The organism is Desulfurivibrio alkaliphilus AHT 2 (assembly GCF_000092205.1).
In the GTDB taxonomy this organism is placed as follows: Bacteria; Desulfobacterota; Desulfobulbia; order Desulfobulbales; family Desulfurivibrionaceae; genus Desulfurivibrio; species Desulfurivibrio alkaliphilus.
This window is the reverse complement of record NC_014216.1, coordinates 542,491-556,070: the sequence shown is the minus strand read 5'-3', so window position 1 is coordinate 556,070 and position 13,580 is coordinate 542,491. Positions and strand designations below refer to the sequence as shown.

The following is a 13,580-nucleotide window of genomic DNA, read 5'->3' as shown; positions in this document are numbered from 1 at the left end:
TTGTGAACCCGGCTTTTTGCCCCCAACATCTCTTCTTCAGCCAAACTAAAGTAAGTGATCATGAGCACTCCGCAAAACCGTTACGATTTCGCCGTCATTGAAGAAAAATGGCGCGACCGCTGGCTGGCCGGCAAGACCTGGCAGGTCGAGGCCGATGGCAGCCGCAAAAAATATTACGTCCTGGAGATGTTCCCCTACCCCTCGGGCCGTATCCACATGGGTCATGTGCGCAACTACACCATCGGCGACGTGGTGGCCCGCTACCGGCGGATGTGCGGCGACAACGTGATCCACCCCATGGGCTGGGACGCCTTCGGGATGCCGGCGGAAAACGCCGCCATCAAGCACGGCACCCACCCGGCCAAATGGACCTTTGAAAACATCGACTACATGCGCGGCCAACTCCAGCGCCTGGGGCTGAGCTACGACTGGGACCGGGAACTGGCCACCTGCGACCCGAAATATTACCGCTGGGAGCAGCTCTTTTTTCTGAAGATGCTTAACAAGGGGCTGGCCTACCGCAAGCTCACCACCGTCAACTGGTGCGAGACCTGCCAGACGGTGCTGGCCAACGAGCAGGTGATAAACGGCGCCTGCTGGCGCTGCGACCAAGCGGTGACCCCCCGCCAGATGCAGGGCTGGTTCCTGAAAATCACCGCCTATGCCGAAGAGCTGCTGGCCGGCTGCGACCGCCTGCCCGGCTGGCCGGAAAAGGTGCTGACCATGCAGCGCAACTGGATCGGCAAAAGCACCGGGGCGGAGTTGGAATTCTCCATCGAAGGTAGTGATGACAAGCTGACCATCTTCACCACCCGGCCGGATACCGTCTTCGGCGCCACCTTCATGTCGGTGGCCCCGGAACATCCGCTGGTGGCCGAACTGAGTCGGGGCAGTGAACGGGAGACGGAGATCAACGATTTCGTGCAACGCACCCAGGCTGCCCGCCGGCGCCTGGCGGCCGGGGAAGAGCCCCCCAAGGAAGGGATCTTTACCGGCGGCTACTGCTTAAATCCTTTTACCGGGGCCAGACTGCCCATCTACGCCGCCAACTTTGTCCTGATGGAATACGGCACCGGAGCGGTGATGGCAGTGCCGGCCCACGACCAGCGGGATTTCGAGTTTGCCCGCCAGTACGACCTGCCGGTGGTGCCGGTGGTTCACCCCGACGGGGAAAAACTCGACGGCGCCACCATGACCGCAGCCCACGAAGGCCCGGGGGTATTGGCCGATTCCGGCGATTTCTCCGGCCTGGACCACGAAGCGGCCAAGGCGGCCATCACCGCCCGGGCCGAAGAGCTGGGGGTGGGCCGCAGCCGAATCACTTACCGCCTGCGGGACTGGGGCATTTCCCGCCAGCGTTACTGGGGCGCCCCCATCCCCATCATCCATTGCGAAAAATGCGGGGTGCAGCCGGTGCCGGAAGAGCAGTTGCCGGTGGTGCTGCCCACCGATGTCAACTTCGATCAGGCCGGCAAATCGCCGCTGCATATTCTGGAGAGCTTTATCAACACCGCCTGCCCCGCCTGCGGTGGTGCGGCCCGGCGGGAAACCGACACCATGGACACCTTCATGGAGTCTTCCTGGTACTTCGCCCGCTACACCTGCCCGGACAGTCACGATGCACCATTACACAAACCAGCCGCCGACTACTGGCTGCCGGTGGACCAGTACATCGGCGGGGTGGAGCACGCCATTTTGCATCTGCTTTACTCCCGCTTCTTCACCAAGGTGCTGCGGGATCTGGGCTACCTCTCCATCGACGAACCCTTCACCAACCTGCTCACCCAGGGGATGGTGATTAAAGACGGCGCCAAGATGAGCAAGTCCAAGGGCAACGTGGTGGACCCCAACGAGCTGATCGAACAGTACGGGGCCGATACGGTGCGCCTCTTCAGCCTCTTTGCGGCCCCGCCGGAGCGGGACCTGGAATGGAACCACCAGGGGGTTGAAGGTGCCTTCCGCTTCTTGAGCCGGATTCACCGTTTTGTGCTGGATAACCGGGAGATGCTGCGGGCCGCCGGCGAAGAGCTGCCGGCCGACCTTGGCGAAGCCGACCGGACCCTGCACCGTAAAACTCACCAGACCATCCGCAAGGTGAGCCAGGACATCGACAACTCCTTCCAGTTCAATACCGCCATCAGCGCAGTGATGGAACTCAGCAACACCCTCTTCTCCCTCAATGCCGCCCAAGCCGACAAGCAACCGCAGCCGGCGGTGAACCGCCAGGCGGTGCAGACCATGCTCACCCTGCTCTTCCCCATGGTGCCGCACCTCTGCGCCGAGCTGTGGGAAGAGCTGGGCCAGGCAGAAGCACTGGACCGCCAGGGCTGGCCCCAGTTCGACCCGGAGGCAGCCAAAGAAGAGGAGATCACCGTGGTGGTGCAGGTCAGGGGCAAGGTTCGCGGCCGGCTGCAGGTGACGCCGGGCACCCCGGAAGAGCAGTTGAAGGAAATGGCCCTGGCCGACGACAAGGTCCAAAGCTTTGTCGGCGACACCCCGGTGCGCAAGATCATCGTGGTGCCGGACAAGCTGGTCAATATCGTGATCTGAATGCACATTCTTAAAATTAGCACACTAACAGCCTGCCTGGCGCTGTTGCTCGGCCTGACCGCCTGCGGCTATCACAACCCCAATGTGCTGCCCGAGGTGCGCGATCTGCCGCCGGTGCCGATATACGCCCCCATGTGGCGCAATGCCACCAGCGAACTGGCCCTGGAAGTCCAGGCCCATAATGCCATCAACGACTGGCTGGCCCAGTCGGCCCGGATTATCCTGGTGGCCGATGAAGATGCAGCGGATTACGTTTTGGAAGGCCGGATCAACTCGGTGCGTTACCCCGGTTTTTCCTACGATACCACCAGTGCCGCCCGTTCACTAACCGCCATTATGGACGCCGGCGCCACCCTCACCGAACGGGCCAGCGGCCGCATAGTATGGCAAAACCCCAGCATCAAGCTGGAAGAGACTTACAACCTCAGTGACAGCATCAGCCAGAACGACGCCAACAAGCGCCAGGCCCTGCACAACCTGGTGGACAACCTGGCTGAACAGGTATACTTACGTGTTTTACGCAGTTTGACTCGCAACCAGTAAAAAAAGCAGGAGGAGAAAATGGCCCCCACCCGCCACCAACTTGCCAATGCGGTTCGTGCTTTGAGCATGGACGCCGTCCAGAAAGCCAATTCCGGCCACCCCGGCGCCCCCATGGGCATGGCTGATATCGCCGAAGTGCTGTGGAACGATTTTTTAAAGCACAACCCCGGCAACCCGGCCTGGCCCGATCGCGACCGCTTTGTTTTCTCCAACGGCCACGGCTCCATGCTGCTTTACTCGGTGCTCCATTTGAGCGGCTATGACCTGGGGATTGAAGAGATCAAAAATTTTCGCCAGCTCCACTCCAAAACCCCGGGCCATCCCGAGTACGGTTACACCCCGGGGGTGGAGACCACCTCCGGGCCGCTGGGCCAGGGCATTGCCAACGCCGTGGGCATGGCCATCGCCGAACGGACCCTGGCCGCCCAGTTCAACCGGCCCGGCCACGAAATCGTCGACCATCACACCTACGTCTTCCTGGGTGACGGCTGCATGATGGAGGGCATCTCCCACGAGGCCTGCTCGCTGGCCGGCACCCTGGGGCTCAATAAGCTGATCGCCATCTACGATGACAACGGGATTTCCATCGACGGCGAAGTGGAAGGCTGGTTCACCGAGGATATCCCGGGCCGGTTCGCCGCCTACGGCTGGAAGGTGATCGCCGAGGTGGACGGCCACGACCCGGAAGCGATCAAAGCGGCCATCAACGAGGCCCGGGCCGAGCAGGCCAAACCGACTTTGATCTGCTGCAAGACCATCATCGGCTGCTGCTCGCCCAACAAGCAGGGCAAGGAAATCTGCCACGGCGCCCCGCTGGGCGAAGAAGAGATCGCCCTGACCCGGGCCGAGATGGACTGGCCCCACGGCCCTTTTGAGATTCCGGCGGAAATTTACGCCGGCTGGAACGCCCGTGAGCGCGGCGGCCAGGCGGAGGCCGCCTGGCAGGAAAAGCTGGCCGCTTACCAACAGGCCCACCCGGAAGCGGCGGCTGAGTTGAAACGCCGGCTGGCCGGGGAGTTGCCCGCCGACTGGGCGGCCAAGTCGCAAGCCTTTATCGCCGAGAGCGAAGCCAAGGCGGCCAAGGTGGCCAGCCGCAAGGCCTCGCAACTGGCCCTGGAAGGCTACGGGCCGCTGCTGCCGGAACTGATCGGCGGTTCCGCCGACCTGGCCGGCTCCAACCTCACCATCTGGAGCGGCAGCAAGGACATCAAGCAAGATCAGGCCGGCAACTATATCTACTTCGGGGTGCGGGAGTTCGCCATGGTGGCCATCGGCAACGGCCTGGCCCTGCACGGCGGTTTTATTCCTTACACCGCCACTTTCCTGATCTTCAGCGACTACGCCCGCAACGCCATCCGCATGGCCGCCCTGATGAAACAGCGGGCACTCTTCGTGCTGACCCACGACTCCATCGGCCTGGGCGAGGACGGCCCCACCCACCAGCCCATTGAACAAACCAGCTCCCTGCGGCTGATTCCCAACCTCAACGTCTGGCGCCCTTGCGACGCGGTGGAAACGGCGGTGGCCTGGCAGCAGGCGGTGGAGAGAAAAGAGGGCCCCAGCGCCCTGCTGCTCTCCCGCCAGGGGCTGCCCCACCAGGAGCGTAGCGCCGAACAGAGCGCTGCCATCGCCCGGGGCGGTTACGTTTTGCGCGACTGTGACACCACCCCGGAACTGATCATCATGGCCACCGGCTCGGAGGTGGAGTTGGCGGTGGCCGCCGCCGAGCAGTTGAACCAACAAGGCCGCCCCACCCGGGTGGTTTCCCTGCCCTGCGTGGAGGTTTTCGAGGCCCAGGATGAGGCCTACCAGCAGCAGGTACTGCCCGACGCGGTGAGCAAACGGATCGCCATCGAAGCCGGTTGCACCACCGGTTGGTACAAGTATGTGGGCCGCAAGGGGCAGGTAATCGGCCTGGACCGCTTTGGCGAGTCGGCCCCGGCCGGGGAGTTGTTTAAACTGTTCGGCTTCACCGTGGAAAAAGTGGCGGAGGCTGCGGCCCGCTTATAAAAAAATCGGTGAACGAGCAAACCCTGCAAATCGGACCCATAGCCCCGGCTTCCCCGCTGATTGCCGCGCCCTTGGCTGGTTTTTCCGACCTGGCCTTTCGCCTGCTCTGCCGGGAGTATGGGGCGGGGCTCTGCTATTCGGAGATGATCAGTTGCCACGGTCTGGTCCGGCAACAGCCCAGCACCCTGGAGCTGCTGGCCACGGTGCCGGCGGAGAGGCCGGTGATCATGCAGCTTTTCGGGGCTGAACCGGAGGTGATGGGCCAGGCGGCGGCGATTTTGAGCCGGCTGCCCATTGATGGTATCGACATCAATATGGGCTGCCCGGTGAAGAAGGTGGTGAAGAAAGGCGCCGGTGCCGCCCTGATGCGCCAGCCTGAGCTGGCGGCGGCCATTGTTACGGCGGTGGTCAAAGCCACCGAGTTGCCGGTGACGGTGAAGATCCGGACCGGCTGGAATCATCAGCGTATCACCGCCCCGGAATTTGCCCGGCGCTGTGAGGATTGCGGGGCGGCGGCGATCACCGTGCACGGGCGGACCTGGAGCGACGGTTTCAGCGGCCGGGCCGACCAGCGGTTAATCGCGGCGGTGAAACAGGCGGTAAAAGTGCCGGTGATCGGCAACGGCGACGTGACTTGCCACCAAGAGGCCGTGGCCATGATGGCCAACACCGGCTGCGACGGGGTCATGATCGGGCGGGGCGCCATCGGCGCTCCCTGGGTCTTCTCCCCCGACTTCCCAACCTCCCCCACCCTGCCCCGGCGGCTGGCCGCCGCCCGGCGCCACCTGGAGCTTTTGCAGCAATACCACCCCCACCACCACCCGTCCCGGATCAACAACCAGATCGGCCGCTATTTCAAAGGGGTACCGGGAGGGGCGGCAATCCGCAAAGAGATCTACGAGGCGGTCAACCCGGCGGCGCTGGCCGGATTGCTGCAAAGATTAGGGTAGATTACGAGGCAAGCATTCACCAATGGCTCTAACCGGCCGGTTTAACGGGCGTATCGTTCATGAACTGGAGGAAGGTATCAACGTCCCGGGCGCTGCCGATCACCACCGGCACCCGCTGGTGCAAATCCTCCGGGGCCATGTCGAGGATCGACCGCCCGTCGTCGGTCACCGCCTTGCCACCGGCCTGTTCCACCACCATGGCCAGCGGCGCCGCTTCGTAGAGCAGCCGCAGCTTGCCGTAGGTCTTGGTCTGATCCTTGCTGTCCCTGGGGTAGAGAAAGATGCCGCCGGCGATCAGGTTGCGGTGAAAATCCGCCACCATGGAACCGATGTAGCGGGCACTGTAGGGCCGGCCGGTGGCCTTGTCCTCCGCCTTGAGATATTCCAGGTAGCGGCGCACCGGCTCCTGCCAGTAATGCCAGTTACCCTCGTTGATGCTGAAATACTTGCTCTTTTCCGGGATCCGGATATCGGGGTGGGAAAGATAGAACTCGCCGACACTGGGGTCCAGGGTAAAGCCGTGCACCCCGTCGCCGGTGGTGAAGACCAGCATGGTGCTGGAGCCGTAGATGATATAACCGGCGGCCACCTGTTTTTTGCCGGGCTGCAGCAGATCGACCTCCTCCCCCGGGCCGCCGTCGGGGGTAAAGCGGCGGTGGATGGAAAAGATGGTGCCGATGCTGACATTGACATCGATATTGGATGAGCCGTCCAGAGGATCGAAGGCCAGGGTGTATTTGCCCTCGTAACCCTCCGCCACCGGGATGATGTCGGCCTCCTCTTCCGAGGTCATGGCGCAGAGATAACCGCAGCGGGCCATGCGCCGCTTGATGGTGTTGTTGGCAAACTCATCGAGTTTCTGCACATGCTCGCCCTGGATATTGGTCTTGCCGCTCATTCCCAGGATATCGGCCAACCCCGCCATGTTGACCTCGGCCGAGATGGTCTTGGCCGCCACGATCAACTCGTTCAGCAAACCGGTGAGATCACCGGTGGCCTCGGGGTGCAACCTCTGGCTGTCCATGATATGGCGGCTTACCGTAATTCCCAGTGGTCTGCTCATCGCGATTATCACTCCTTTTTTTAGGTTAGGCGCCGATGCCGTTGGGCGGCACGGGTTACAACTTATCGCCCCATACCTTAAGCAAGATGGCAAACCCGGTCAAACAAAAACTACGGGCAACAGCATAGTCTTGTGGCCAATAACCCCCGGCCACAACCCAATCGAGACAAAAACCGGCTTGACAGCGTCGGCGAAAAATCCCATTCTGGCGCGATGCCCACTCCCGAACCAACCGCCAACGCAGCCGCCCAGAACGGCCCCGACCTCAGCCGCCCCCATCTGCCCGCCGGGGAGTGGCGTTCCTACGTTATTTTATTCAAAGGCAATAAAAACTACCTGCGCTTCTGGCTGGCCGGGGTGGTCAGCCAGATGGGCAACTGGTTCAACTATATCGCCGTTTTTGTCCTGCTCAATGAGCTGGTGGGCAGCGGCGTGGCGGTGAGCTGGTTTCTGATTGCCAAGTACCTGCCCACCGCCATCCTGGCCCCGGCGGCCGGGGTGGTGGCGGATCGTTTTTCCCGCAAGGCGATCATGATCTTCTGCGATGTGGGCCGCATCTTCGTGGTGCTGGGCTTTCTGCTGGTCCGCGACGCCGAACTGGTCTGGCTGGTGTTTGTGCTGGCCCTGATCCAGGAAACCCTGTGGTCCTTTTACGATCCGGCCCGGCGGGCCTCGGTGCCCAACGTCTGCCGCCCCGAAGAGCTGCACCTGGCCAACGCCCTGTCCGGGGCCACCTGGTCGGTGATGCTGGCCGTCGGGGCAGCCCTGGGCGGGCTGGTCACCGCCGCCTGGGGTTGGCAGACCGCCATCGTGCTGGACGCCCTCACCTTCGCCGTTTCCGCCGCCCTGCTGGCCAGCGTGGTGCTGCCCCATGTGGCCCGTAAAAAAACCGGCAAAAACACCTGGCGGGATTACACCGGGCTTAACGATTTAACGGCTGGAATCCGCTACCTGGCCGGCCATCGCCAAGTGGCGGCGCTGCTGATGGTGAAAAGCGGCTGGGCGATCTCCGGCGGGCTGCTGGTGATGCTGGCTATCTTCGGGGAACAGGTTTTTCAGGTCGGCGGCCAGGGCGGCGGCAGCGGTGTGCTTTACAGTATGCGGGGGATTGGTGCGGCCATCGGCCCCATTCTGGCCTGGCGCCTGCTGGGGGAGAGCAACCGGGACATGTATCGCTCCATCGGCCTGGCCTTCTTCATGGGCTGCCTCTCCTACCTGGCCTTCAGCCTCTCGCCGACCCTGGCTTGGGCGGCACTCTTTGTGCTGCTGGGGCATATCGGCGGCTCGGTGCAGTGGGTTTTCAGCACCACCCTGCTGCAAAAGGCGGTGGAAGACCAGTACCGGGGCCGGGTGTTCGCCACCGAAATGGCCCTGGTAACCATGATTCTAAGTATTTCCACCTACCTCACCGGAGCTGCCCTGGACCATGGGATCGACCCCCGCCGGGTGACCATGGTGCTGGCCCTCTGCTTCCTGGTACCCGGCGTTTTCTGGACCATCCACGCCAAGCGGCGACTGCGGGAGGAGTGAGCGATCACGGGGTACTCCTGCTTAACGCTTGGCCAGCTTGAGGTAGTGACTCGCCTCCTGCTGCCGCCCGTGCTTCAGGCAACCCTCACCGTAAATAAGGCATTTTCGCTGCAACTCCTGCTGGGCCAGGGCCGTTTGCTCCCGAGTCAAGGCACCGTCTTGCAGCAGCTTGCCAATGGCTTGAATGCGGAAACGATCCATCCCCACCCGGTACTGCACCGAAACCTGATCCGGCCGGCCGCCATGTTTTTCCGTTAGCGGTTGCTCCAAGTAGAGGACGGGGTGGCGGGCAGTAAGGCGCAGCCAGAGGTCGTAGTCTTCACAGCAGGGCAGGTTTTCGTCGAACATGCCGACAGCCTCGAACAACCGGCGGCGGGCCATAACGGTGGACATACCGATGACACACAACTCCAGGCTGCGGGCAAAAAGCTCGCCGCCTTGCTTGCGGTGCCGCTTTTTCTGGTTCAGCCGGCGGCCGTTACGCCACCAGATCTCTTCGGTGTGGGAGAGCAGAAATTCCGGCCGGGCGGCCATGGCCCCGGCCTGGGCGGCCAGCTTGCCGGGCCGCCAGCGGTCGTCGGAATCGAGAAAGGCCAGCAGGTCGTGGCGGGCCTCTTTAATGCCCAGGTTACGGGCCGCCGCCGGGCCGCGATTTTCCTGGCGGAGATATCTTAAGCTGGGGCGGCTGCCCGGCGCCGGAAGCAACCTGGTCATGGCTTCACCAGGGCGCGAATCCACGCTGCTGTCGGCGGGTTCATCGGTTTTCGCCGCCAACCGGCGCTGCCAGGCGGCCACCACCTCGGCGGTCTGGTCGCGGGAGCCGTCATCCACCACCAGCAGTTCAAAGCAGGGATAATTCTGCGCCAGCACCGAGGCCATGGCCCCATCGAGGAAGTCGGCCCGATTATAGGTGGGAATAATAACACTGACCGGCGGAAATTCGTCGTTCATCAGTCCAGGTAAATTATCTCGCCGGCGTGTTCGATGATCTGCGCCCCGTCGGCCAGATGGCGCAACACCAGACCGCCGGAGGGCTCGATATCTTCCACCACCGCTTCGTACTGGGGCCGGCGCTGGATATCAAAGCCGAACATCACCCGGCGGCCGATGGTGTCGCTGAGCTGCCGCCAGCTCTGCAGCAGCGGATGGTTAAGCGGCGGCTCGCCGGTGTCACCTTCCTCGGCCAGTTGCCGGGCCTCGGCGTAGTGCAGCAAACCGATGTTCCAGCGCAACTTGCTAAGCAGCCGGGCCGCCACCACCTCCAACGGGATTTCCCGGCCCAGATAATCCTTCATCGCCCCGGCCAGGCCGTGCAGTTCCGGCGGGAAAGAATCGTTGTTAACATTGATGCCGATGCCGATCAACACATACTCCTCGGCCCCGTGCAGACCCCGATCGGTTTCAATCAAAGTGCCGGCCAGCTTGCGGTTATCCAGCAGGATATCGTTGACCCATTTGATCTTCGCCGGCACCCCAAAGGAGTGCAAGGTCTCAGCACAGGCCACCCCCACCGCCAGGGAATAAAACCGGCCGTGCTGGGGCAGCAGGGTGTTGACCAGCACCAGGGTAAGCCACAGCCCGCCGGCCGGGGCGTGCCAGCTGCGGTCGAAACGCCCCTTGCCGGCGGCCAGCTCCCGGGCAATAAAAACCTGCCCGCTGGGAAAAGCGCGCCCCGCCTGTTCATACTCCCGGATCAACGCCCGGGCGTAATCCATGCAGCGGTCCCGGCGTTGGAAAAGCTCAACTGCGGCGCCCACCACCGCCCCGTAGGCCAGGATCTCATCGGCCGCCGCCTCGGCAAAATCCCGGCGGCACTCTTTTTCCCCGGCGCTCATCTGCTCCACCAGTGCCACCAATGACGGCGGGGGCAAAGCAGTCGCCGCCGGGGTGGCGGCAGTTACGGTATCGGTCACTTTTCGGCCTCGTTGATATTTACCATGCAACTCAGGAAAATCTTGACGAAACAAGCTGTTCAAGGTAACCAGTAGTTTGCTATTATGTACGAACGACACTTCGGCTTCAACCACAAACCGTTTTCCATCACCCCCGATCCGCGCTTTTTGTACCTCAGCGCCCGGCATCGCGAAGCCTTGGCCCATTTGCTTTACGGGGTAAGTGAGGGCGGCGGTTTTGTTCTTTTGACCGGCGAGGTTGGCACCGGCAAGACCACCCTGTGCCGCAGCCTGCTGGAGCAACTGCCCCCCGAGGTCGACCTGGCGCTGATCCTCAACCCGCGCCTGGACGCGGTGGAGTTGGTGGCCGCCGTCTGCGATGAGCTGCAGATCAGCTATCCCGCCGGCTGCACCAGCCTCCGTACCCTGGTCGGCGCCCTCAATGACCATCTGTTGCAAAGCCATGCCGCCGGCCGGCGGACGGTGCTGGTCATCGACGAGGCCCAGAATCTCAGCCCCGAGGTGCTGGAGCAGATCCGCCTGCTGACCAACCTGGAAACCTCCGAAAGCAAGCTGCTGGAAATCACCCTGCTGGGGCAACCGGAACTGCGGGAAATCCTGACCCGGCCTGAGCTGCGCCAACTGGCCCAGCGCATCACCGCCCGCTACCATCTGGGCCCTTTGAGCCCGGAGGAAACCGTGGCCTACGTGCGGCATCGGCTGCTGGTGGCGGGGGTAAGCCGGTCGCTCTTCACCGCCGGCGCCCTGAAAACTTTGTGCCGGCTCAGTGGCGGCATTCCGCGGCTGATCAACGTGATTTGCGACCGGGCCCTGCTGGGTGCTTACGTCGAGGAGCGCAACGAGGTCGATGCCGCCATTCTGCGCCGGGCCGCCCGGGAGGTGCAGCACGAAAGCAACCTGCCCGAACGCTGGCGCCGTTTGCTGGCCGCTCCGACCCTGCGCCGCCGCCTGCTGGCCGCCATCCTGCTGCTGGCCCTGCTGCCCGCAGGCCTGCTGACTTACCGCTTGCTGCCGGAACAACTGCCGCTCGCCCCCCCGAAACAACCCGGGGAAACCACCATCCCCCAGGAGATCCTGTGGCCGCCGCTACTGCCCGGCGAACTGCTGCAGGAAGGCGACCAGGGGCCGGAAGTACGACAATTGCGCTTTCTTTTGCAACAGTTGGCGGCGGAGTTGAGCGGCCACGAGGAGGAAAGGGCGGCAGCCACCCTGGCGGCCACCGCCAGCGGTGCCGATTACTTCGACGCCGAGTTGGCCGAGTTGGTCGGCAACTTCCAGGCCGCCCACGGCCTGGAGGCCGACGGTATTGTCGGCCCCCAAACCTGGCGTCAACTGCGGCGCTCACTGGTCGACCTGCCGCCACCCGGCACCGCAGACTTCAACCGCCAAGCACCCAATAAAAAAACCGAGTGAGCCCCGGCCAGGAAAGTTAAGCTATGTCTTATATCCTTGAAGCCCTGAAAAAATCTCAACGGGAGCGGGACCTGGGCAAGGTTCCCAGCCTGGAAACCCAGCAGGAGAGCCCGACGACTGCGGGCAAACCGGCCCGCTCCCGCCTGGTGCCGATCCTGTTGCTCAACGCGCTGCTGCTGCTCGGGGTGCTGGGCTACCTGGTGCTCACGCAACCCGGCCCCGGCCTGCTGGAGCGGAAAAGCGAGCAACACGCAGCGGCCGACGACCCCGCTCCGCCAAAAAACCAGGAACAACCAGCGGCCCCGGCTCCTGAAGCAGCCGCGAAGCCACCAGCCGCCACAGCCAATGAAGTTGCGGAAGCGACCACTGCCGCCGACCCAGCTCCGGCCCCGGCCACTGCGCCACCGCCCCAACCCGACGCCGCGCCGCCCAAGTTCAGCGACCTGCCGGCAGCGGTGCGGCAGCAGATCAGCCCGCCCACCCTGCAAGTGCATGTCTATTCGGAAAATCACCAGCGCCGCTTCATCGTGGTCGGCGGCCGCCAGTATCAGGAAGGAGACCGCCTGCCCGGCAATCTGAAACTGGACAAAATCACCCCCGACGGCGTGGAACTGTCACACCAGGACCAGCCCTTCCACCTGCCCCGCTGAGAATTTATTCGTAACCGTGCACCAGAGGCACTACTAACCTGGTGGTTTAACGAACCGTAAGCGAGCAGCCGTGCCGCATCTTCGGGCGATCAGCCAGGCTTACGTACAGGGGGTACGCTGCACCTGGCTGCTTGCCCGAACCTGCGGCACGGCTGTTCGCTTACGTTTATTCCCACTCGGCCTTGACGCGGGTGATAATCTTCTCGATAAGGGGCAACTTCTCCTTGGGACAGACCCCAAAAAGCGGTTCACCCTGGTCGACGCTGACCCCGGGCTTGAAATAAACCGAGTGAATGATCCCCGGCTCGCCGTCATAATAGACCGGGGTGTCGCGCTTCATCAACGACATGGTAAGAATCTCATCGCCGGGTTTAATGCTCACCGAGCGCTGGCCGTATTTATCGATCCGGGACTGCAGCTCCAGGGAAAAGAAGTATTTGGCCTTTTCCGGCGCCGTGTAAGGGGTCAGGACCTGGCGCAGAATGTCTTCCACGATCTCCCTTTTTTTAAGGGGATGTCGGATGGTAAGGACATGCTCGCCGGACTCAACAAAGCTGCCCTCCAGATCACTGCGCAGCATGGCAACCTGACCGTTGATCAGGGAAGTAATCGGCTTAAGGTTGCGCTCCCTTTCCAGCTCATAGAGCAGGGTGCCGGGAATATGCCGAAACTTGCCGGAAGGCCCGACCACCTCATCCCCCTCCCGCACTTTGCAGCGCAAACGGCCGGTATGCGCCGTCCGCACCTCGCGGTAAGCAAAAGGATCAGCCCGGTAACGGCTTAAAATGGCATCAAAATCAATATCATGTTCCTGCATGACAGACTCCAAACCTTAATCGTAATGAAGAACAGTCGGCAACCGGGTAAACGGGCAGCAGTGCCGCAGATTGCGGCAAGCGAGACGGCGAAGCGTACATTAGTACGTGAGCCGGCTCGATCGCCGCAAGATGCGGTGCTG

The 13,580-nt window shown here is 62.8% G+C and carries 11 protein-coding genes; 7 read left to right on the top strand and 4 right to left on the bottom strand.

All coding sequences use genetic code 11. From position 1 onward, the window contains the following. Window positions 1–60: 60 nt before the first annotated feature. From leuS to dusB, 4 genes are read left to right on the top strand one after another with little or no spacing between them, the layout of a single operon-like run. A complete protein-coding gene (gene leuS, locus DAAHT2_RS02395; protein ID WP_013162709.1) occupies window positions 61–2,550 on the top strand; it encodes a leucine--tRNA ligase in 2,490 nt (829 codons plus the stop codon). Then, on the top strand, window positions 2,551–3,093 hold the full coding sequence (gene lptE / locus DAAHT2_RS02390) for an LPS assembly lipoprotein LptE (protein ID WP_013162708.1): 543 nt from the start codon (window positions 2,551–2,553) through the stop codon (window positions 3,091–3,093). It begins immediately after the preceding gene. Window positions 3,094–3,111: 18 nt separating this feature from the next. Then, complete coding sequence (tkt, locus tag DAAHT2_RS02385) at window positions 3,112–5,103, top strand: transketolase (protein WP_013162707.1); 1,992 nt, start codon at window positions 3,112–3,114, stop codon at window positions 5,101–5,103. 8 nt (window positions 5,104–5,111) lie between these two features. After that, on the top strand, window positions 5,112–6,053 hold the full coding sequence (dusB, locus tag DAAHT2_RS02380; RefSeq protein ID WP_013162706.1) for a tRNA dihydrouridine synthase DusB: 942 nt from the start codon (window positions 5,112–5,114) through the stop codon (window positions 6,051–6,053). Window positions 6,054–6,081: 28 nt separating this feature from the next. On the opposite strand, the gene fbp is transcribed toward dusB, so the two are convergent. Then, a complete protein-coding gene (gene fbp / locus DAAHT2_RS02375; RefSeq protein ID WP_013162705.1) occupies window positions 6,082–7,116 on the bottom strand; it encodes a class 1 fructose-bisphosphatase in 1,035 nt (344 codons plus the stop codon). Between the two features lie 213 nt (window positions 7,117–7,329). On the opposite strand from fbp, the gene DAAHT2_RS02370 reads away from it, so the two are divergent. After that, a complete protein-coding gene (locus DAAHT2_RS02370) occupies window positions 7,330–8,646 on the top strand; it encodes an MFS transporter (RefSeq protein WP_013162704.1) in 1,317 nt (438 codons plus the stop codon). A gap of 21 nt (window positions 8,647–8,667) precedes the next feature. On the opposite strand, the gene DAAHT2_RS02365 is transcribed toward DAAHT2_RS02370, so the two are convergent. Beyond that, window positions 8,668–9,597, bottom strand: a complete 930-nt coding sequence (locus DAAHT2_RS02365; RefSeq protein ID WP_013162703.1) for a glycosyltransferase family 2 protein — start codon at window positions 9,595–9,597, stop codon at window positions 8,668–8,670. Beyond that, window positions 9,597–10,559 carry a biotin--[acetyl-CoA-carboxylase] ligase gene (locus tag DAAHT2_RS02360; RefSeq protein ID WP_013162702.1) on the bottom strand — a complete coding sequence of 321 codons (963 nt, stop codon included), beginning with the start codon at window positions 10,557–10,559 and terminating at the stop codon, window positions 9,597–9,599. Before DAAHT2_RS02360 ends, DAAHT2_RS02365 begins: the two co-directional genes overlap by 1 nt. 84 nt (window positions 10,560–10,643) lie before the next feature. Here DAAHT2_RS02360 and DAAHT2_RS15190 point away from each other — a divergent pair, with 84 nt between their 5' ends. Both DAAHT2_RS15190 and DAAHT2_RS02350 read left to right on the top strand, forming a co-directional pair. Next, window positions 10,644–11,972: an ExeA family protein gene (locus tag DAAHT2_RS15190; protein ID WP_013162701.1), complete on the top strand. Its 1,329-nt coding sequence runs from the start codon at window positions 10,644–10,646 to the stop codon at window positions 11,970–11,972. 23 nt (window positions 11,973–11,995) lie between these two features. Next, the gene (locus tag DAAHT2_RS02350; RefSeq protein ID WP_013162700.1) at window positions 11,996–12,622 is read left to right on the top strand and encodes a general secretion pathway protein GspB; all 627 of its coding nucleotides are present in this window, start codon (window positions 11,996–11,998) and stop codon (window positions 12,620–12,622) included. Between the two features lie 166 nt (window positions 12,623–12,788). Here DAAHT2_RS02350 and DAAHT2_RS02345 read toward each other — a convergent pair whose 3' ends face one another. Continuing rightward, complete coding sequence (locus tag DAAHT2_RS02345; RefSeq protein WP_013162699.1) at window positions 12,789–13,439, bottom strand: biotin/lipoyl attachment domain-containing protein; 651 nt, start codon at window positions 13,437–13,439, stop codon at window positions 12,789–12,791. Window positions 13,440–13,580: the final 141 nt, after the last annotated feature.

Coding starts and splice junctions, on each gene's coding strand:
- DAAHT2_RS02350 (WP_013162700.1), top strand. CDS start 11,996: ATGTCTTATATCCTTGAAGCCCTGAAAAAATCTCAACGGGAGCGGGAC.
- DAAHT2_RS15190 (WP_013162701.1), top strand. CDS start 10,644: ATGTACGAACGACACTTCGGCTTCAACCACAAACCGTTTTCCATCACC.
- DAAHT2_RS02365 (WP_013162703.1), bottom strand. CDS start 9,597: ATGAACGACGAATTTCCGCCGGTCAGTGTTATTATTCCCACCTATAAT.
- lptE (WP_013162708.1), top strand. CDS start 2,551: ATGCACATTCTTAAAATTAGCACACTAACAGCCTGCCTGGCGCTGTTG.
- tkt (WP_013162707.1), top strand. CDS start 3,112: ATGGCCCCCACCCGCCACCAACTTGCCAATGCGGTTCGTGCTTTGAGC.
- leuS (WP_013162709.1), top strand. CDS start 61: ATGAGCACTCCGCAAAACCGTTACGATTTCGCCGTCATTGAAGAAAAA.
- DAAHT2_RS02345 (WP_013162699.1), bottom strand. CDS start 13,439: ATGCAGGAACATGATATTGATTTTGATGCCATTTTAAGCCGTTACCGG.
- DAAHT2_RS02370 (WP_013162704.1), top strand. CDS start 7,330: ATGCCCACTCCCGAACCAACCGCCAACGCAGCCGCCCAGAACGGCCCC.
- fbp (WP_013162705.1), bottom strand. CDS start 7,116: ATGAGCAGACCACTGGGAATTACGGTAAGCCGCCATATCATGGACAGC.